This is a genomic window from Methylobacillus sp., assembly GCF_036844465.1.
Lineage (GTDB): Bacteria > Pseudomonadota > Gammaproteobacteria > Burkholderiales > Methylophilaceae > Methylobacillus.
Map to the genome: position 1 here is coordinate 51,775 of NZ_DAIUFW010000006.1, position 20,303 is coordinate 72,077.

Consider the following 20,303-nt stretch of genomic DNA (forward strand, 5'->3'; position numbering starts at 1 on the left):
GACTAGATGCCTAGCGGGCAATTAAGCCTTCTGGATATTAGAAGCCTGTTTACCCTTTGGGCCTTCGGTAACATCAAATGATACACGTTGACCTTCCTTCAGACTCTTGTAGCCAGCTTCTACAATTGCGGAGAAGTGAGCGAACAAATCGTCGCCACCATCATCCGGGGTAATGAAACCAAAACCTTTGGAGTCATTAAACCACTTTACGGTACCTGTTGCCATTTCAATACTTCCTTGCTTATCTCTTTATAGGGGAGGCGACCCCAAAAGTTTGTACTTCAAGAATTAAAGTCGGTAGTTGCCGGCTACAATGCACTCGAATTCCAAACGCCTTTTTGCGTTTTACGTGGGTTATTCGAATAAGTCAAGTGCTTTCGATTCTCAACAATGAATTTTATTTGACTGCAACAGTCTTCCGACGTTCCATATCGCACTAAAATTGCAATTACTTTACAAATAAAATGCCAACATGCATCATCATTCCAACAAATTGTCATCATCTGGAAAAGGCTGGCTTGAAGATCAATGGCTGCTGACACAACTCCTAACAAGCTGAGCGGTCTTGCTCGCATCCTAATCCACCAAAAACTGCTGAGCGAAGAGGCTGCCATCGCTATCCAGAGCGCCGCTAACAACAAGCAGGTTTCGTTCATCACCCATATTGTGCAATCGCGCCAGCTCACCGCATTACAGGTAGCGCAGGCGGCTTCCCATGCATTTGGATTCCCGCTGCTGGACCTTAATGCCATGAATGCCGATTTTGTCCCTGCCAAGGGCATTAGTCCGCAAATGATGCAGAACTATCGCGCCATGACTTTATACAATCGTGGCAACAATATGTTTGTGGCAGTATCCGACCCCACCAACCTGCATATGCTGGATGAAGTCCAGTTCCAGACCGGCAAGACCCTGGTCCCGGTCGTTGTGGAGGACGACAAGCTCGGCAAATGGATAGACAAGCTGGTGGAGGCGCGCGACACCACCATGCAATCGCTGGTCACCGATGATGACTTCGGCCTGGATACAGAAACCGAGGACAAGGATAGCGAGCCTGAAGCAACTGTCGAAATTGATGATGCGCCTGTCGTCAAATACATCCATAAAATCCTGCTGGATGCGATCAACATGGGCGCTTCCGATTTGCACTTTGAGCCTTATGAAAAATTCTACCGCATCCGTTACCGGGTTGACGGCATCCTGCGTGAGATCGCCCAGCCACCACTGGCCATCAAGGAAAAACTGGCCTCACGCATCAAGGTGATTTCCAACCTGGATATTTCGGAAAAACGCGTGCCACAGGATGGCCGCATGAAGCTTGTACTATCCAAGACCCGCGCCATCGATTTCCGCGTCAGCACCCTGCCGCTGATCAATGGCGAGAAGATCGTCATGCGTATCCTCGACCCCAGTAGCGCCAAACTCGGGATCGACGCGCTAGGTTACGAACCAGACCAGAAAGAAGCCCTGTTGCGTGCCGTCACCCGGCCGTATGGCCTGGTACTGGTAACAGGCCCGACCGGCTCGGGAAAAACCGTGTCGCTTTACACCTGCCTGAATATCCTCAATGAACCCGGCGTGAATATTTCCACTGCCGAAGACCCTGCTGAAATTCCCTTGGCCGGCATCAATCAGGTCAACGTCAACGATAAACAAGGCCTGACATTTGCCGCAGCGCTCAAATCCTTCCTGCGTCAAGATCCGGACATCATCATGATCGGCGAAATCCGCGACCTGGAAACCGCAGATATGGCGATCAAGGCAGCCTCGACCGGGCACATGGTGCTTTCCACCCTGCACACCAACGATGCGCCCTCGACTTTGACCCGATTGGTCAATATGGGCGTCGCACCCTTCAATATTGCCTCCGCCGTGTCGTTAATAACAGCACAACGCCTGGCACGCAAATTGTGCCCTCATTGCAAAAGGCCTGCTGACATTCCGCGTGAGACCTTGCTGAATATGGGTTACACGGAGGCAGAGCTGGATGGCAGCTGGCAGCCTTATTCCGCCAATCCGGAAGGCTGTGACCATTGCAACCAGGGCTACAAGGGGCGTGTGGGGATTTACCAGGTCATGCCGGTATCCGATGAGATGAGCCGCATTATCATGAAAAATGGCACTTCGCACGATATTGCAGACCAAGCGCAGAAGGAAGGCATACGCGACCTGCGGCAATCCGGGTTGCTCAAGATCAAGCAGGGCCTGACTTCGCTGGAAGAGATTGAAGCTGTCACCAACGAATAAAATGAAATAGGAAACCATGGCCGCCAAGGAAACCAAGGAAGTCACGTACGCTTGGGAGGGTACGGATAAAAAGGGCAAACGCGTCAAGGGAGAAATGAAGGCCAGCGGCGAATCATTCGTCAAGGCTACCCTGCGTCGCCAGGGCATCAATGTGGTCAAGGTCAGCAAGCAGCGCTTCAAGGCTAGCGGAAAAGTCACAGACAAGGACGTCACCTTCTTCACTCGTCAGCTTGCTACCATGATGAAGGCCGGCGTTCCACTGTTGCAGGCATTCGACATCGTCGGCAAGGGCCATAGCAACCCTGCCGTCAGCAAGCTGCTCGGAGACATCAAGGCCGATGTGGAAACCGGCAGCAGCCTGAGCCAGGCTTTCCGCAAATATCCGCTGTATTTCGACAACCTGTTTTGCAATCTGGTAGGCGCTGGCGAACAGGCGGGTATTCTGGATTCGCTGCTGGATCGGCTGGCCACCTACAAGGAAAAGATTCTCGCTATCAAAGGCAAGATCAAGTCTGCCTTGTTCTATCCAATTTCCATCATCGTGGTTGCCTTCGTGATTACGGCAGTCATCATGATCTTCGTGATTCCAGCCTTCAAGGAGCTGTTCAGCAGTTTTGGAGCAGACCTGCCTGCGCCAACCGTGCTGGTGATGTCGATTTCCGATTTCTTCGTCGATTACTGGTGGGCCATTTTCGGCGCTATCGGCGGCGGACTCTGGTTCTTTTTCTATACCTGGAAACGCTCGGAGCAAATGCAGTCCACCATGGATCGCCTGATGCTCAAATTGCCAATTTTTGGTGAAGTGATCCGCAAGGCAACCATTGCACGCTTTTCGCGGACATTATCGACCATGTTCGCGGCAGGTGTGCCCCTGGTTGAGGCACTGGACTCGGTAGCAGGCGCGTCGGGTAACCGCGTCTATTATGATGCTACCAAGAAAATACAGAGCGAAATCAGCACAGGTGCCAGCCTGACTGTCGCCATGCAGAACACGGAAGTATTCCCCAATATGGTGTTGCAGATGGTGGCGATTGGCGAAGAATCAGGCGCGCTCGACTCCATGCTGAGCAAGGTGGCCGATTTCTACGAAGGGGAAGTGGATGATGCCGTGGAGGCGCTTTCCAGCCTGATGGAACCTATTATCATGGTTGTACTCGGCACCCTGATCGGCGGCTTGGTGATTGCCATGTACCTACCGATCTTCAAAATGGGCCAGGTGGTTTAAAGGCACATATCCTTACAAAACATAAAGGGGCGAAATGCCCCTTTTGTTTTTTTTGTATTCCAGAGGAACTTCTACTTTTTTCCGCCTGCAGCCGCGGCATTCATCGCCTTTTCAATATCCTTGGCGGGATATGCGCCCAGCATGCGCTTGCCGTCGGCAAAAATCAGGGTAGGCGTGCTGGTCACATTGAGCTTACGGCCCAGGTCGGCCAGCTTTTCAATCGGCGTATCGCAAGTGCCTTGCGCCTTGGGCAACTGGCCGTTGAATATCCAGTCATTCCAAGCCTTGGCACGATCCGGCGCACACCAGATAGCACGCGACTTGTTGGCGGCATCCGGGTGCAATTGCTCCAACGGGAAGAGGAAAGTATAAATAGTCACGTCATTGATATTCGCCAGTTCCTTTTGTTCCAGACGCTTGCAGTAAGGGCAGTCCGGGTCGGAAAACACCACCAGCTTGCGGCTGCCATTACCCTTAACCACCTTGACGGCCTGGTCGAGCGGCAAAGAAGCAAAATCCACCTTGGTCAACTCGTCTATGCGCTCGCCTGTGATGTCGCGCTTGGTCTTGGGCTCAACCAGCCGCCCTTCCGCGATCAGGAAACTGAACTTCTCATCGGTATAGATGATCTGCCCATCGAGAAACACCTCGTACAAACCCGCATAAGGCGTCTTGATCACACTTTCGATTTTTACCTTGGGGTAGGTCGCCTCTATCGTTTTCTTCAGGTTGGCTTCATCCGCCCAGGCATTTGCCGCCAACAGTGAAGTCACTCCTATTGCCATCCACTTTTTAAACATAATTTCCATGCTTTCCCTGTGATTCAAATATCAAATAACGGCTTGCTGCATCAATTGCCTTTTCAGCACCGGCATGCGGTTCAAGCATTGCATACCCCCATTGCGCAACATCCTGAGCCAAGACGCAGGATGCGCATATAAATGATTGAGTCCGTGCGTCAATACGCGCATGGACATCATATCCGCCTTGCGCGCCCGCTCATACCGCCGCAGCACATATAAATCCCCGGGCTGGCGCCGCGATTGCGGCGCGGCCAATACCTCAGCCAGCATTTGAACGTCGCGAAAGCCCAGGTTGACGCCCTGCCCCGCCAACGGATGCACCTGATGCGCGGCATCGCCGATCAGGGCCAGCCCCGGCCTGGCCAGATTGCCGGCTTCCTGCATCGCCAACGGAAATGCCTGTACCGGGGTCGCCAGCGCCAATTGGCCGAAATAATGCTGCCCGGCGGAAGCCACTTCCTGCGCCAAGGCATCGGCATCCAGCGCCATCAACGCCTGTGCCCTGGCATTATCCAACGACCAGACCATGGATATATGCTGCTGAGGTAACGGCAGCCAGGCCAGCACATCATCGCCACGGAACCACTGGCAGGCTTGCGCACGGTGCGGGCGCTCGCAGGCAAAATTGGCCACCACGCCCATCTGGGCGTAATCGTGCCGCTTGACCGTGATATCTGCCTGTCCGCGCACCCAAGAGGCCGCGCCGTCCGCGCCCACCAGCAAGGATGCGGTATAGGTTGCACCATCGCTGGTCTGCAATGAAGCGCCCTGGGCATTCCAGTCAACCCGCTCAATGGAAACGTGCTCGTGCAAAGGCACATCCAGGCTTTCCAGCCTCTCAAGCAAGGCCTGCTGCAAACGGCTACCCTCGGCAATCACGCTCAGGTTGGCAAGCCCGGCGGCATAGGCATCCAATTCCAGTCGCGCGCCATCATCACCCCAGATTTGCATGCCTTCCACCGCGCAATAGCGGCTGGCATCCAGCCTGTTCCATACTTCCAGATGCTCCAGCCAGGCGACGTTGCCCGGACTGATCGCATAAATGCGGCTATCCCATTCCTCATACAACTCCACCGCAGCCTGCCCGCGTTCCAGCAAGGCGACGCGATAGCCCTGCAGCTTGAGCGCAACCGCAGCCGCCACGCCCACCAGCCCGGCGCCAAGGACAATGATGTCAAATTCATGTTGCAGATTTGCCATGCCTAACCCCTGGGCCCGAAACTCATTTTGCGCACCAGGTGTTGCTTGGCCAGCGGCACGATATCCAGCAAGCCCAGCCCCAACGCGCGCACCTTGCGCAAACCGACGATGTCGTTGGAAAACACATTGACCAGGAAATCCGTGAACAGCAACCCGCCGCGGGTATCCGCCTTACGGCTGGCCTGGTAGGCCTGCATCATCCGAGGCTGCCCCCACTCTTCCATAGGCATCGCCGCGAGCAATTGCGCCAACTCCCAGGCATCGCGCATGCCGACGTTAAACCCCTGCCCCGCCACCGGATGCATGGTCTGGGCGGCGTTGCCGATCACCGCCAAGTGCGGCGCCGTCACGGGCTTGAGGTAAGACAGCCTGAGCGGGAAACTGAGCCGCTTGCCTATCTTGAGGAATTGGCCGACACGATCGCCGAAATGCGTATGCAGCGCCTGCAGGAAAGCGTCGTCATCCAGCGCGAGCAAAGCCTGCACCTCTTCTGCCTTGCCTGTCCACACCAGGGAAAAATCCCGCGGCCCGTTCGGCAGCAAGGCCACTGGGCCGGCCGGGGTAAACCGCTCATAAGCGATATTGTCATGAGGAAGTTCACATTCGACCTTGCTCACCAGCGCATCATGCCCGTAATGCTTGGTTTCGCGCTGCAGGCCGGGAATATCCGCCAGGCTGCGGCCCCCGTCGGCCAGCACTGCCATGCGGGCCATGCCCGCGTAATTTTGCCATTGCGAGCGATATTCCACCTCGGCGCTATCTTGGCCTGGCTTGATCGCCAGCGCCTCCGTCTCGTAGCTGACCTCTATCCCCGGGAATTGCTGGATGGCATGGTCCAGCGCTGTGGAAAGGTCGCCATAGGAAAGCACGTAGCCCAATGCAGGCTGCCCATGCTCCTCTGCCTTGAGCAGGCTGCGCCCCAGGCTGCCGCGTTGCGATACATGTATGGTGTTGATGGCGGTCGCCTTGGGTTTCAACTCTGCCCACAAGCCCAGCCGATCAAGTATCAGAATGCTGCCGTAAGACAAAGCCAGCGCGCGCTGGTCATGATGGGAGGCCCCTTTGGCGCGGGCTTCGAGCATGGTGGCATTGATGCCTTGGTGCTGCAGCGCCAGCGCCAGGGTGGCCCCGACCGGGCCGCCGCCGACAATCAATAGATCATGTTCCGTCACCACGCTCATACCCCAGCCATCCATTCCTCGATTTCCCGCACAGTCTTCGGCGCTGCAGCCGTGGTGATTTCATTGCCCTCGGCTGTGACCACTGCATTATCCTCGATGCGAATGCCGATATTCCAGAAATGCTCCGGCACGTTATCGGCCGGGCGGATATAGCAGCCCGGCTCCACCGTCAGCACCATGCCCGGCTGCAATAGGCGCCAGTTACCATCAGCCTGCTTGTATTCCCCGGCGTCATGCACGTCCAGGCCCAGCCAGTGGCCCGTGCGGTGCATATAGAAACGGCGGTAGTCGCCCGACTCCAGCACCGCGTCCAGCGATCCTTCACACAACCCGAAATCAATCAGGCCCTGCGCCAGCACGTTCAGCGCAGCCTCGTGCGGCGCATTCCAGTGCTGGCCCGGTTTGACCTGGGCAATCGCGGCTGCCTGCGCCGCCAGCACCAGCTCGTAGACATCCTTCTGCGCAGCGCTGAACTTGCCGTTCACCGGGAAGGTACGCGTGATGTCGGCGGCATACCCTTCCAATTCGCAACCTGCATCGATTAGCAGCAGGTCGCCATCTTGAAGCCGCGCCTGGTTGGTGATGTAATGCAGCACACAGGCGTTGCCGCCACCCGCGACGATAGAAGTATAGGCGGGCGCACGGCTGCCGCGCCGGTAGAACTCGTGCAGGATTTCTGCCTCGACCTCATATTCCATCATGCCCGGCCGGGCGGCGCGCATGGCGCGCTTGTGGGCATCCACGGTAATCGCCGCCGCCCTGCGCATCACATCCAGTTCCAGGGGAGACTTGATGAGGCGCATCTCGTCCAGCAGACGGCGCACGTCCACGATCGCCGCAGGCGCGGCAATGCCGCTGCGCGCCTGGCTGGCCAGTTGCTTGAGCCAGCCGCCCAGCCGCTGATCCCATGCCGGGTCGGCACCCAGCGCAAACAATAATTGCGGCTGGTTGGCAAGATATTCACCTATGCGTTGGTCAAGCTCATCGATGCTGTACGCCTCGTCAAAGCCGAAAGCCTCTAGTGCGCCCGCCGGGCCGTGACGGAAACCGTCCCAGATTTCGCGCTCCATATCTTTATCGCGGCAGAACAAGATGCTTTTGGGCGACTCGCCAGCCAGTAGCACCAGCACAGCTTCCGGCTCGTCGAACCCGGTCAGATAATAAAAATAGCTATCGAAGCGATAGGGATAATGGCTGTCGCGGTTACGCACCGCTTCAGCCGCGGTTGGAATCACGGCCACGCCCTGGCCGATTTTTTCCATCAACGCCTGGCGGCGCGCCTTGAATTCTTCAATCTGCATTGCTTCAACCAACACGCCAAGCGCGTCCTTGAGAAAATAAATAATGGATCATGACGCTATACTGGGAATTCATGCTTGGCCGCGCAATTCCGCATCCAGGCTTTGCAGTCGCTCGGGAGTGCCGATATCGTGCCAGACACCCTGATGATGAAAGGCGGTTGCCTGTCCGCGCATGATAGCCTCCTTGAGCAAAGGTCCCAGCTTCGCCACACTGCCGCGCAACACGCCCTTGAACAAGGATGGCGCATAAACGGCAACACCGGAAAAAGTCAGCCGGTTCTGCCCATCCAACAGCAACTGACCATTTTCCAGGGCAAAATCGCCATAGGCATGTTGTGGTGGGTTATCCACCAGCGCCATATAGGCCAATTGATCAGCCTGCAAACCATCGCGCAAGCGTGCAAAATCAATATCGCAAAACACATCGCCATTCACTACTAGAAATGGCGCATCGCCCAGCAAGGGCAAGGCATTCACAATACCACCTGCGGTTTCCAGCGCAGCCTGTTCAGGCGAATACCGGATGATCAGCCCCCAGCGGCTGCCATCCCCCAACGCATCTTCGACTTGCTGTCCGAGATGGGCATGATTGATGATGACTTCCTTGAATCCCGCTGCAGCCAGGCGCTCCAGGTGCCAGACGATCAACGGCTTGCCACCCACTTGCAGCAAAGGCTTGGGCGTCGTATCGGTCAACGGCCGCATACGTTCGCCGCGGCCTGCGGCAAGAATCATGGCTTTCAAAGCGATGTGGTCTCCATCAGAAGGTATAACCGAACTGCGGCTCGCATTTTTCCAGCGTATCAAGCAGCCGCAACAAAGACTTCAGCTCACCATAACGGACACAGACCTGGCGCACATAGTTCATGAAACGCGGCGTATCAGCGAGATATTTGGGCTTGCCGTCACGGTAATTGATACGGGCGAATATCCCCAGCACCTTGAGATGGCGCTGCAGACCCATCCACTCGAAATCACGGTAAAAATCGCCGAAATCAGGACGCACCGGCAAGCCGGCCTTGCGCGCCTTTTCCCAATAGCGGATTGCGCCATCCAGCACGCGCTCCTCCTCCCAGCTGATAAAGGCGTCCTTGAACAAGGACGCCACGTCATAACTGATCGGGCCATAGACCGCGTCCTGGAAATCCAGAATGCCAGGCGAAGGCGTACTCACCATCAGGTTGCGCGGCATGTAATCGCGGTGCACATAAACCGACGGCTGAGCCAAGTTATAACGCACAATGGTGCTGAGCACATTATCCAGCGTATTGCGCTGCTTTTCGTCCAATTCAATCTTGAGATGCTGTGCCACATACCAATCCGGGAACAGACTAAGCTCCCGGCGCAACAAGGCCTCGTCATATGGCGGCAGCACTCCCGGCTTGCTTGCCAATTGCCAAGTTACCAGGGCATCGGTCGCATCGCGGAACAAGACATCTGCATTGTCCTCGTTCAGCACATCGAGAAAAGTCTGGGTGCCGAGGTCACTAAGCAGCAGAAAGCCCTGCTCCAGGTCCTGTGCCAGTATTTCCGGTACATTCAGCCCGGCTTCCGCAAACAAGGCAGCAACCTTGACGAAAGGTCTGCAATCTTCATGTGGTGGAGGCGCATCCATGACAATCAGCGTAGTGCCATCCTCCAGGTGAGCCCTGAAATATTGCCGGAAACTGGCATCGGCAGATGCAGCCGTCAGCTGATGAGGTTTCTCCTGCAATACCTGGTCCAGCCAGCCATTCAATTGATCAAGACGCGACACGAGTGGATCATCCTTAGAGGTTACACTTGGAAATAGTGGCGATACATAAAAATGCGGCATATTGACAACATGCCGCAAAACTCAAACTTCCTTTTAATTCAGCAAGAAAGCAATACCGCGAGCGATTTATGGATTGCTTAAAAGGGCAAATTATGCGATTTTATCACCCATAAAACAAACACGCGCCCATTTAAAGTCCAGCCTTACTCCTGATTCATTGTGAAAATCCGTCCCATCACCTTTCTCGTCGCGCTTGTTTGCCTTGGCCTTGGCCAGGCCTATGCCGAAGACACGCCGGAAACTGAAGCCGTCGATTCGGCACCAGAAACTCTGCCAGATCCCGATGCCATCATCATCGAAGGTGACAAGGTCCAGGTATATCTGGACCGCAAGCTGAAATCCATTGGCAACGCCTCCCTGATCTCGGGCCAGCAGGAAGTCTATGGCGACACCATAGAATACGATGTGCAGAATGAAGAGCTGCATGTAATCGGCAATGTTCGGCTGGAAACCAAGGGCGGCCGCATCAAGGGGCCGGAGCTGCGACTAAAGCCAGCAGAGAGCATAGGCGAGATGAAAAACCCGTCTTTCGAGATGGACTCCCAATTTGCCAACCTGCCGCAATTCGGCACCAGCGGGAACAAGCGCCAGGATAACGACAACCTTGTCTATTCAACTGACAACACCACTCCACTCACCCAGCAAAATATCGAAGACAGCGGCTATGCGCCGGGGCTGAGCCGCAGACAGGGAGCCTCGCGCGGCGATGCAACAGGCGTCGTCTTTGAAGGGCCTAGCCGTAAGCGTCTGAAAAACGCCCGCTACACTACTTGTGAAGTAGGTGCGGACGATTGGTTCGTCCGGGCAAAGGAGCTGGAACTGGACGACTACACCAAAACCGGCACCGCGCGTAACGCCCGCGTGGAATTCCAGGGCGTGCCCATCCTGTGGACGCCTTGGATCAATTTTTCATTCATGAACCAGCGGAAAACTGGCCTGCTTGCTCCCACCTGGGGCACCACCAGCCGCAGTGGTTTTGAATTTCTGGTGCCGTTCTATTGGAATATCGCCCCTGATATGGATGCCACTTTTGGCACCCGCTACCTGAGCAAACGCGGCATGCAGTACCAAGGGGAGTTCCGCTATCTGAACGAGGATTATCAAGGCACTGCCAATATTGAGTATCTGCCCAGCGACACCAGCACTGGTGAGAATCGCTACTATGCGAAGTTTGCCCACTTGCACGACTTCCATAACGGCTGGACGGCTGCCTACAACCTGGAGAAAGTATCTGATGACAAATACTTCTCCGAAATGTCCACCCGTATTGTCACGACCAGCCGGGTGAACCTGCCGCAACAGGCTTATGTCAACTATGCCGACGAAAACTGGACATTCAATGCATTGGTGCAGAAATACCAGACCCTGGACGGCATCAATTACCCGCTGCAACGTCTACCGCAACTCACCTTGACCGGCGACGACGAGTGGGGGCCGTTTGATGTCAAGCTGTTCACGCAATGGGCGAATTTTGACCGTGACAATGATGCCATCAGCACACGGGCCACATTGAGCGGCGGTGCATTGGACACGCTAGTGACAGGTAAACGCCTGGTGGCCTATCCCAGCATCAGCCTGCCCATGGCGCGCCCCTACGGATACATCACCCCCAAGCTGGGACTGCATTACACCCAGTACCAAGTGGACAATGGCGATTTCAAGCTCTACGACAGCGACGGCAATCTCACTATGGACAGTGCGTATCAATCGCAAAGCCGCACCCTGCCGATTTTCAGCATAGACAGCGGCCTTTACTTCGACCGCGACGTGCGTATCGTCAAGAACCGCTACACCCAGACCCTGGAACCGCGCCTGTACTATGTTTATATTCCCTACCGCGACCAGTCGCTGATCCCGGTATACGACTCCAGTCTGTCCGATTTGAATATGGGCTCGCTCTTCCTGGAAAACCAGTTCACGGGCCAGGACCGCATCAACAATGCCAACCAGCTCACCCTGGCAGCCACCAGCCGCATGATCAGCAAGAAAACCGGGGAGCAGCGCATGGCTGTCACCTTGGGCCAACGCTATTATTTTGCTGACGAAAGAGTTTATTTACCTGGTGTCAATCCGCGCTCAGGCGACACCTCCGATATCATTGGCGAACTCACGGCACGCCTGCTCAACCACTGGAACCTCGATGTCTTTGGCCAGTACAACACCGACCGTAGCGTCTACATCCGCAAAAACATCAGCGCCCGCTACAATCCAGAACCCGGCAAAGTCCTCAACCTGGGCTACCGTTACACCGAAGATCGCCTGGAACAGATCAATATTTCCGGACAATGGCCGCTGGGCAAGGGCTGGTACGGCCTGGGGCGCTGGAACTACTCTCTGCGCGAAAACCAGCCGATTGAAGGCATTGCCGGGCTGGAATACGACGCAGGCTGCTGGCAGGCCAGAACTGTCATGCAGCGCGTCTCCACTGCGACTGCGGATGCCAACTATGCGCTGTATTTCCAGCTTGAGCTGGGCGGCTTGGCCTCCATCGGGCAGAACCCGCTCAAACTTCTTAACCGCGCTATTCCCGGCTATACTAGCTCAAGCCTGATCCCGGATTCATACCAGTAATTACCTATGCACATTCAATTTCTCAGCACCCTGGCCCAGCGCGGCTTCCTGGTTTTCTTGTTTCTGTTCAGCACCCAGCTTCTGGCGGCAGAAATTGCCAAGATGGACCGGATCATTGCTGTCGTCGATCAAGGCGTTATCACGGAAAAAGAACTGACAGACCGCATCCAGACCGTAACCACGCAACTCGAAAAACAAGGCACGCAGCTACCGCCAAGAGATGTGCTGGAAAAGCAGATTCTCGAACGCCTGATCAATGACAGGCTGCAACTGCAATACGCCACCCAAACCGGCCTGCGCGTCGATGATGCCCAGCTCGACAAGACCATTGAGCGCATTGCCGAGCAGAACAAGCTCAGCACCGGCGAATTCCGCAAGGCGCTGGAAGAGGAAGGAATTCCCTATCGCAAGTTCCGCGAAGATATCCGCAATGAAATCATCCTTGCCCGCCTGCGTGAGCGCGAGGTGGATAACCGCGTGAATGTCACCGAGTCGGAAATCGACAACTTCCTGACCACCCAGTCTTCCCGCAATGACATCCAGGATGAGTTCGACGTAGCCCACATCCTGATTCGCGCACCGGAAGAAAGCAGCCCCGAAGATCTGCAAAAACTCAGGGCCAAGGCTGAAACCGCACTGAAAGAACTACAGGATGGGGCCGATTTCGCGCAAATCTCCGCTGGATACTCGGATGCCCCCAATGCGCTTGAGGGTGGCACGATCGGCTGGAAAACCGCCGCGCAATTGCCATCGTTGTTCGTCGATGCCTTGCAACCGCTGCAACGTGGCCAGCTTTCCGGCATCCTGCGCAGCCCGAATGGCTACCATATCCTGAAGCTGGTGGATCGCCGTGGCGGCAGCTCGCCCTTGGTCGTGGACCAAACCCATGTGCGCCATATCCTCATCAAGCTCAGCGAAGTGGTATCCGATATGGAAGCCGAGCAGAAAATTGATTCCATCAAACAGCGCCTCGACCATGGCGCCGACTTTGCCGAACTGGCGCGGCAGTATTCGGAAGACGCCTCTGCCAATAATGGCGGCGACCTGGGCTGGACCAACCCAGGCGATACCGTTCCGCAATTTGAGCAGGTCATGAACACGCTGCAACCCAACCAGATCAGTGCTCCCGTGCGCACGCCATTCGGCTGGCATATCATCCAGGTGCTAGAGCGCCGCACGCAGGATATGTCCAAGGAATCCGCCCGCCTCAAAGCCAGACAGGAAATCCGCGCCCGCAAAGCGGACGAGGCCTATCAGGATTGGGTGCATGAGCTGCGCGACCGGGCATATGTCGAATACCACCTGGAAGACAAATACTAGGTCTGCATGTGGATAAACTGCCACGCATCGTCATCACTGCGGGAGAGCCTGCCGGCATCGGCATAGACCTCTGCGTCATGCTGGCAGCCCATCCGCTGCCAGCCAGAGTAGCCGTCATTGCCGACCAGGCTGTACTGGCAGAACGCGCCCAGGCATTGCAGCTTCCGCTGCATATTGACGCTTACAATCCTGACAATTGGCCGGAACATCGGGGACAACACCAACTCACCGTCCTACATCAACCTTGCGCTGCCAGCGTCACAGCTGGACAATTGAACTCCGCCAACAGCCATTATGTGCTACATACGCTGGAGCGCGCGATTGATGGCTGCATGCAAGGTGAGTTTGATGCCATGGTCACGGCACCTGTGCATAAGGGTGTCATCAACGATGCCGGGATTGCCTTCACCGGACATACGGAGTTTCTCGCCGAACGCACCGCAACAGATCAAGTCGTGATGATGCTGGTCGGCGGTTCATTGCGCGTGGCACTGGCGACCACGCACCTGCCATTGGCGGAAGTCAGCCAGGCCATTACCCAAGCCAGCCTGGAAGCCACTCTCCGTATTCTCCACCATGACCTGGTGCAAAAATTTGGCATTGCCAATCCGCGCATCCTGGTCACCGGCCTCAATCCGCATGCAGGCGAAGGCGGTCATCTGGGCACTGAAGAAATCACCTCTATCACCCCGGTGCTGGAGCGCCTGCGCCAGGAAGGCATGCTGCTCAAGGGGCCGTTGCCCGCAGACACGCTATTTACCCAGCACAACCTGTCGCAGGGCGACTGCGTGCTGGCGATGTATCACGACCAAGGCCTGCCCGTGCTCAAGCACGCCAGCTTCGGCGAAGGCGTCAATGTCACCCTGGGCCTGCCCATGATCCGCACCTCGGTGGATCACGGTACGGCACTGGACCTGGCAGGCAAGGGCAACATCGACATCGGCAGCCTGCTTAGCGCCATTCGGCTCGCCATCGCACTGGCCGGAAACCGCAAGTCAATATTATGAAACATATCGCCAAAAAACGCTTCGGCCAGAACTTCCTGACCGATCGCGCCATCATTAATAGCCTGATCGAAGCCATCAATCCACAATCGACGGATTGCATGGTGGAAATCGGGCCGGGCCTGGGCGCCATGACCAAGCCGCTACTGGAACGCCTGCAACATCTGCATGTCGTGGAAATCGACCGCGACATCATCGACTGGATGCAGGGCCATTACCCGCAAGACAAGCTCACCATCCATGCCAGCGACGCGCTCAAGTTCAATTTCGGCAGCATCAGCGAGCGCCTGCGCGTGGTCGGCAACCTGCCGTATAACATCTCCACCCCTATCCTGTTCCACCTGCTGGATAACGTGCCGCATATCATCGACATGCATTTCATGTTGCAGAAAGAGGTGGTGGAGCGCATGGTGGCTGAGCCTTCCAGCGCCGCCTACGGCAGGCTCTCCGTCATGCTGCAATATCGTTTGCAGATGGAATACCTGCTGACCGTGCCGCCCGATGCCTTCGACCCGGCGCCCAAGGTGGAATCCGCCTTTGTTCGCGCGGTGCCTTATGCCACATTACCCTACCCGGCCCAGGATGAAGCCCTGTTCGCCAAGGTAGTGACTGCCGCTTTCGCCCAGCGCCGCAAAACCCTGCGTAACACACTCAAGGGCTTGCTGGATGATGCGGGTTTTGCCGCACTGGGTCTGGACCCGCAACTGCGCGCGGAAAACGTACCCACCGCCGGGTTTGTCGCAATTGCCAATTATCTGGCAGCGTGAAACCCGGCTGATATAATGGCCGATTGACAAGAGGAGACCATAATGAGAGTCATACTGTTAGGCGCCCCCGGCGCTGGCAAGGGCACCCAGGCTACATTCATCAAGGAACAATTCAACATTCCGCAGATTTCTACTGGCGATATGCTGCGCGCCGCAGTGAAGGCCGGCACTCAGCTCGGCCTGGAAGCCAAGCGTTACATGGACTCCGGCGGCCTGGTGCCTGATGACGTCATCATCGGCCTAGTCAAGGAACGCATCAAGGATGCCGACTGCCAGCAAGGTTTCCTGTTTGACGGTTTCCCACGCACGATTCCGCAAGCCGAAGCCATGAAGCAGGCTGGCGTCAATATCGACCATGTGGTCGAAATCGACGTGCCGGATGAAGCCATCATCGAACGCATGAGTGGCCGCCGCACCCACTTGCCGTCGGGCCGCACCTATCACGTGGTATTCAACCCGCCCAAAGTGGCAGGCAAGGACGATGTGACTGGCGAAGACCTGGTGCAACGCGACGACGACAAGGAAGAAACCGTCGCCAAGCGTCTGGAGGTGTACCACAACCAGACCAAGCCGCTGGTTGATTATTATTCCGGCTGGGCCGCAGCAGGCGGCGAGCACGCGCCAAAATACGTGAAGATCTCCGGTTTGGGCGAAGTCAGCGATATCCGCAACCAGGTATTGCAGGCACTAAGCCAGTAAGCACTGACTATTGACGAAGCCGGATATTGCAACGGCTTCGTCCAGAATCTGGTAACAGCCCCTTATGACTCTACAAGACAGCAACAGGTCGCAGGCAAGGCCGGCTGCCTAAATCAGGTATAATTTCCCCTTAATCTTTTTCAGACGTCCCGCCCATCATGCAGCAGCAGTATCCATTCCGCGAAATCGAGCAACAAGCGCAACTGTTCTGGGAATCCTCCCAAACATTCCACGCCACGGAACAATCCGACAAGCCCAAATACTATTGCCTGTCGATGTTTCCCTATCCGTCCGGCAAGCTGCATATGGGCCATGTGCGCAACTACACCATCGGCGATGTGCTGAGCCGTTTCCATCGCATGCGCGGCTACAACGTGATGCAGCCCATGGGCTGGGATGCTTTCGGCCTGCCTGCCGAAAATGCCGCGATCAAGAATAATGTCGCGCCCGCGGGCTGGACCTACAGCAACATCGAACACATGAAGGACCAGCTCAAGAGCCTGGGCCTGGCAGTGGACTGGCAGCGCGAGATTGCTACCTGCAAGCCCGACTATTACCGCTGGGAACAATGGCTGTTCACCGAACTGTACAAAAAGGGCCTGATCTACAAGAAAACCGCCACCGTCAACTGGGACCCGGTGGACCAGACCGTACTCGCCAACGAGCAGGTCATTGATGGACGTGGCTGGCGTTCTGGCGCCCTGGTCGAGAAACGCGACATTCCGCAGTATTTCATGAAGATCACCGCCTATGCGGAAGAGTTATTGACAGACCTGGACAAGCTGGAAGGCTGGCCTGAGCAGGTCAAGACCATGCAGCGCAACTGGATAGGCAAGAGCTACGGTTGCGAAGTGGAGTTTCCGCTGGCAACAGGCGAAGGCACGCTCAAGGTTTACACCACGCGCCCCGACACTCTGATGGGTGCGACGTATGTCGCCGTGGCCGCAGAACATGCATTGGCCACGCAAGCCGCGCAAAACAATCCTGAATTGCAGGCATTCATCGACGAATGCAAGCGCGGCAGTGTTGCAGAAGCCGACCTTGCCACGGCAGAGAAAAAAGGCATGGATTCCGGCCTGTTCGTCCTGCACCCCATCACTAGCGAAAAACTGCCGGTCTGGGTTGCCAACTACGTATTGATCAGCTACGGCGAAGGTGCCGTCATGGCCGTGCCTGCCCATGACGAACGCGATTTCGAATTTGCCTGCAAATATAAGCTGCCGATCAAAGCTGTCATCAAACCTGCGCACGGAGAACTGGAATTGCCTTTGCAGGCAGCCTATACCGAACATGGCATTCTGTTTGATTCCAGCGAATTCAACGGCCTCAATTTTGCGCAAGCCACCGATGCCATCGCCAGCACATTGACTGAAAAAAACCTCGGCAAGAAGCGTACGCAATACCGTCTGCGCGACTGGGGTATTTCCCGCCAGCGTTACTGGGGCTGCCCGATTCCCATCGTGCATTGCCCAAGCTGCGGCGAAGTGCCTGTGCCTGCCGAGCAATTGCCAGTGATCCTGCCAGAAGATGTGGTCATGGATGGCGTCGGTTCGCCGATCAAGAAAGACCCGGCCTTCTACGAAACCACCTGCCCAAGCTGCGGCGAGAAAGCCACACGCGAAACCGACACCATGGACACATTCGTCGAATCATCTTGGTATTTCGCGCGCTACGCCAGTTTTGACGCCACCAGCGGCATGGTGGACGAACGCGCCAATTACTGGCTGCCCGTGGATCAATATATCGGCGGTATCGAGCATGCCATCCTGCATTTGCTCTATGCGCGCTTCTTCAACAAACTGATGCGCGATGTCGGCCTCATCAAGCACGATGAACCGTTCAACAACCTGCTGACGCAAGGCATGGTGCTCAAGGATGGCAGCAAGATGTCAAAATCCAAGGGCAACACGGTCGACCCGCAGGAACTGATTGATCACTATGGTGCGGATACCGCACGCTTGTTCATGATGTTCGCCGCGCCACCAGAGCAAAGCCTGGAATGGTCAGATGCTGGCGTGGAAGGCGCGCACCGTTTCCTCAAGCGCGTCTGGGCCGCGGTTGCGGCGCATGTGGAAACCGGCCTGGTTGCTGCGTTCAGCACTGGCGAACTCAATACTGAACTCAAAGCCTTCCGCCGCCAGTTGCACCAGACCATCGAAAAAGTCAGCGATGACTATGGCCGCCGCCACTCCTTCAATACCGCGATTGCCGCCATCATGGAACTCATGAACGCTTACGCAAAGATCGAAGGCGATGATGCCATTACCCGCGCCATCCGGCAGGAAACGCTGGAAAACGTCGTACTGCTGTTGTCTCCCATCGTGCCGCACATCAGCCATGCGCTCTGGCAGGAACTGCGCCCCGGCACGCAATTGCTGGAATCCCGCTGGCCAGCTGCGAACAAAGCCGCAATGGTGCAGGATGAAATCGAGCTGATGCTGCAGGTCAACGGCAAGCTGCGCGGCAGCATGACCGTGGCCCGCACGCTGGACAAGGCAGCAATTGAAGCATTGGCCGTGCAACAGGAAAACGTCAAGAAATACCTGGCGGAAGGCAGCGTGCGCAAGATCATCGTCGTGCCCAACAAACTCGTCAATATCGTTGTAGGATAAACCATGTATATGCGCGCCACCCGCTGGATTCTGCTCGCCATGCTGCTGGCTCTCACGGCCTGCGGTTTCAAGATGCGTGGCGTGGCCGACCTCAAGTTCCATACCCTGTTCATCCAGGGGCCGTCGCTTTCCATCTCCAAGCCGTTCAAGCGTTCGCTTACCGTCAATAATGTCAAGATAGTGAGTTCGGCAGACCAGGCTGATCTATTGCTTGAACTTATGAGCGAAGCGCAGGAACAACGTATTCTTTCCTTGAGCGGACGTGGTCTGGTGCGTGAATTCGAGCTGCTCTACACCCTCACTTTCCGGGTGCGCGATCCAGCCAGCGAAACCTGGGGAGAGGTGCAATCCATCAAGGGCCAGCGTGAAATCACCTATGACGATTCGCAACTGCTCGCGAAACAGCTAGAGCAAGAACGGCTCTATAACGACATGAAGGAAGATGCAACCAGGGAATTGCTGCGCCGCCTTATGGTCATCAAGCCAGCCAAGGACAAGCCACGCGCTGCCGACCTGCGCTTACCGGACGATATAGAGGAATGAGGCTCAAGCCGCAAGAGCTTGAGCGGCACCTGGCGCAAGGCCTTGCGCCGCTTTATATCCTCATGGGCGACGAGCCGCTGGCCCAGCGCGAGAGCCTGGATGCCATCCGCGCCGCTGCCCGCGCAGCAGGATATGACGAACGCACACGACTGATTGTCGAGCGCAATTTCAACTGGCAACAGGTCACTGCATTCGGCCAGTCCATTTCCTTGTTTGCCAGCCGCCGCATCCTTGAAATCGTCATTCCCTCCGGCAAACCCGGCGTGGATGGCGGCAAGGCATTATCCGCATTGGCCGGACACCCCATTGACGACACTGTCACCATCATCATCCTGCCCAAGCTGGAACGCGATGCCAAGAACAGCGCCTGGTTTGCCGCGCTGGAGAACCATGGCATATCGCTGACCCTGAATGAAGTGGTGCCGGCCGCCTTGCCGCAATGGATTGCGGCACGCTTCGCCCAGCAAGGCCAGCAGACCGACCAGGAAACGTTGGAATTCATCGCGCACCAGGTGGAAGGCAACCTGCTGGCCGCCCATCAGGAAATCCAGAAACTGGGGCTGCTTTACCCCGCTGGCATACTGGACGGCAATGCTGTCCGTGAGGCAGTATTGAATGTCTCTCGCTATGACGCATTCCAGCTGGGCGATGCCGTACTGAGCGGCGATAGCGAACATACCGTGCGCATCGTGCACGGCCTGCGTGACGAAGGCGCGCAACCGGTTGCTATCATGAGCGCGCTGGCCTGGGTGCTGCGCGGCCTGGTCAAGGTAAAATACGCGGAAACCCAGGGCGGCAATGTCAGCTCTGCCATGCAGCAAGCCAGGATTTATGGCGATAGGCAGAACCTGGTGCGGCGAGCATTGTCACGCTTGAGCATGCGCCACCTAGAAGCAGCGTTGCAAAAGCTGGCAGAAATCGACAAGGCCGCCAAGGGACTGCTCAATCAGGACCCTTGGCTGGAAATCTCGCGTCTGTGCTTCGGGCTGGCGCGCATAGGCAGCAGGAAATAGA

17 protein-coding genes are annotated in these 20,303 nt (G+C 56.4%); 10 read left to right on the forward strand and 7 right to left on the reverse strand.

Translation table 11 applies throughout. The features are described from left to right. Positions 1–21 precede the first annotated feature (21 nt). Positions 22–225 (reverse strand): cold-shock protein, encoded by a 204-nt coding sequence (locus V7Z75_RS09290; protein WP_011480361.1) that lies wholly within the window; start codon positions 223–225, stop codon positions 22–24. A 303-nt stretch (positions 226–528) separates the two neighbouring features. On the opposite strand from V7Z75_RS09290, the gene pilB reads away from it, so the two are divergent. Then, a complete protein-coding gene (pilB, locus tag V7Z75_RS09295; RefSeq protein ID WP_334108345.1) occupies positions 529–2,247 on the forward strand; it encodes a type IV-A pilus assembly ATPase PilB in 1,719 nt (572 codons plus the stop codon). Between the two features lie 16 nt (positions 2,248–2,263). Further along, positions 2,264–3,472 (forward strand): type II secretion system F family protein, encoded by a 1,209-nt coding sequence (locus tag V7Z75_RS09300; protein WP_334108346.1) that lies wholly within the window; start codon positions 2,264–2,266, stop codon positions 3,470–3,472. A gap of 71 nt (positions 3,473–3,543) precedes the next feature. On the opposite strand, the gene V7Z75_RS09305 is transcribed toward V7Z75_RS09300, so the two are convergent. From V7Z75_RS09305 to V7Z75_RS09330, 6 genes are all read right to left on the reverse strand, one after another. Next, complete coding sequence (locus tag V7Z75_RS09305) at positions 3,544–4,272, reverse strand: DsbC family protein (RefSeq protein WP_334108347.1); 729 nt, start codon at positions 4,270–4,272, stop codon at positions 3,544–3,546. Positions 4,273–4,302: 30 nt separating this feature from the next. After that, positions 4,303–5,475, reverse strand: a complete 1,173-nt coding sequence (locus tag V7Z75_RS09310; RefSeq protein ID WP_334108348.1) for an FAD-dependent monooxygenase — start codon at positions 5,473–5,475, stop codon at positions 4,303–4,305. A 2-nt stretch (positions 5,476–5,477) separates the two neighbouring features. Next, positions 5,478–6,671 (reverse strand): FAD-dependent monooxygenase, encoded by a 1,194-nt coding sequence (locus V7Z75_RS09315; RefSeq protein ID WP_334108349.1) that lies wholly within the window; start codon positions 6,669–6,671, stop codon positions 5,478–5,480. Then, complete coding sequence (gene pepP, locus V7Z75_RS09320; protein ID WP_334108480.1) at positions 6,653–7,957, reverse strand: Xaa-Pro aminopeptidase; 1,305 nt, start codon at positions 7,955–7,957, stop codon at positions 6,653–6,655. The genes V7Z75_RS09315 and pepP overlap by 19 nt, the downstream gene beginning before the upstream one ends. Positions 7,958–8,026: 69 nt before the next feature. After that, the gene (murU, locus tag V7Z75_RS09325; RefSeq protein ID WP_334108481.1) at positions 8,027–8,692 is read right to left on the reverse strand and encodes an N-acetylmuramate alpha-1-phosphate uridylyltransferase MurU; all 666 of its coding nucleotides are present in this window, start codon (positions 8,690–8,692) and stop codon (positions 8,027–8,029) included. A 25-nt stretch (positions 8,693–8,717) separates the two neighbouring features. Continuing rightward, complete coding sequence (locus tag V7Z75_RS09330) at positions 8,718–9,713, reverse strand: aminoglycoside phosphotransferase family protein (RefSeq protein WP_334108350.1); 996 nt, start codon at positions 9,711–9,713, stop codon at positions 8,718–8,720. 219 nt (positions 9,714–9,932) lie between these two features. Here V7Z75_RS09330 and V7Z75_RS09335 point away from each other — a divergent pair, with 219 nt between their 5' ends. The 8 genes from V7Z75_RS09335 (at position 9,933) to holA (ending at position 20,302) form a co-directional block, all read left to right on the forward strand. Then, positions 9,933–12,344, forward strand: a complete 2,412-nt coding sequence (locus V7Z75_RS09335) for an LPS-assembly protein LptD (RefSeq protein ID WP_334108351.1) — start codon at positions 9,933–9,935, stop codon at positions 12,342–12,344. A 6-nt stretch (positions 12,345–12,350) separates the two neighbouring features. Then, entirely contained in the window at positions 12,351–13,664 is a 1,314-nt protein-coding gene (locus tag V7Z75_RS09340; protein WP_334108352.1) for a peptidylprolyl isomerase, read from the forward strand. A gap of 8 nt (positions 13,665–13,672) precedes the next feature. Continuing rightward, positions 13,673–14,671, forward strand: coding sequence for a 4-hydroxythreonine-4-phosphate dehydrogenase PdxA (gene pdxA / locus V7Z75_RS09345; protein WP_334108353.1), 999 nt, complete (start codon positions 13,673–13,675; stop codon positions 14,669–14,671). Next, a complete protein-coding gene (rsmA, locus tag V7Z75_RS09350) occupies positions 14,668–15,435 on the forward strand; it encodes a 16S rRNA (adenine(1518)-N(6)/adenine(1519)-N(6))-dimethyltransferase RsmA (RefSeq protein ID WP_334108354.1) in 768 nt (255 codons plus the stop codon). The genes pdxA and rsmA overlap by 4 nt, the downstream gene beginning before the upstream one ends. Positions 15,436–15,477: 42 nt before the next feature. Next, entirely contained in the window at positions 15,478–16,134 is a 657-nt protein-coding gene (gene adk / locus V7Z75_RS09355) for an adenylate kinase (RefSeq protein WP_334108355.1), read from the forward strand. Positions 16,135–16,292: 158 nt separating this feature from the next. Continuing rightward, positions 16,293–18,746 (forward strand): leucine--tRNA ligase, encoded by a 2,454-nt coding sequence (leuS, locus tag V7Z75_RS09360; protein WP_334108356.1) that lies wholly within the window; start codon positions 16,293–16,295, stop codon positions 18,744–18,746. 3 nt (positions 18,747–18,749) lie between these two features. Continuing rightward, complete coding sequence (locus V7Z75_RS09365) at positions 18,750–19,289, forward strand: LPS-assembly lipoprotein LptE (protein WP_334108357.1); 540 nt, start codon at positions 18,750–18,752, stop codon at positions 19,287–19,289. After that, positions 19,286–20,302, forward strand: a complete 1,017-nt coding sequence (gene holA, locus V7Z75_RS09370; protein WP_334108358.1) for a DNA polymerase III subunit delta — start codon at positions 19,286–19,288, stop codon at positions 20,300–20,302. Before V7Z75_RS09365 ends, holA begins: the two co-directional genes overlap by 4 nt. Position 20,303: the final 1 nt, after the last annotated feature.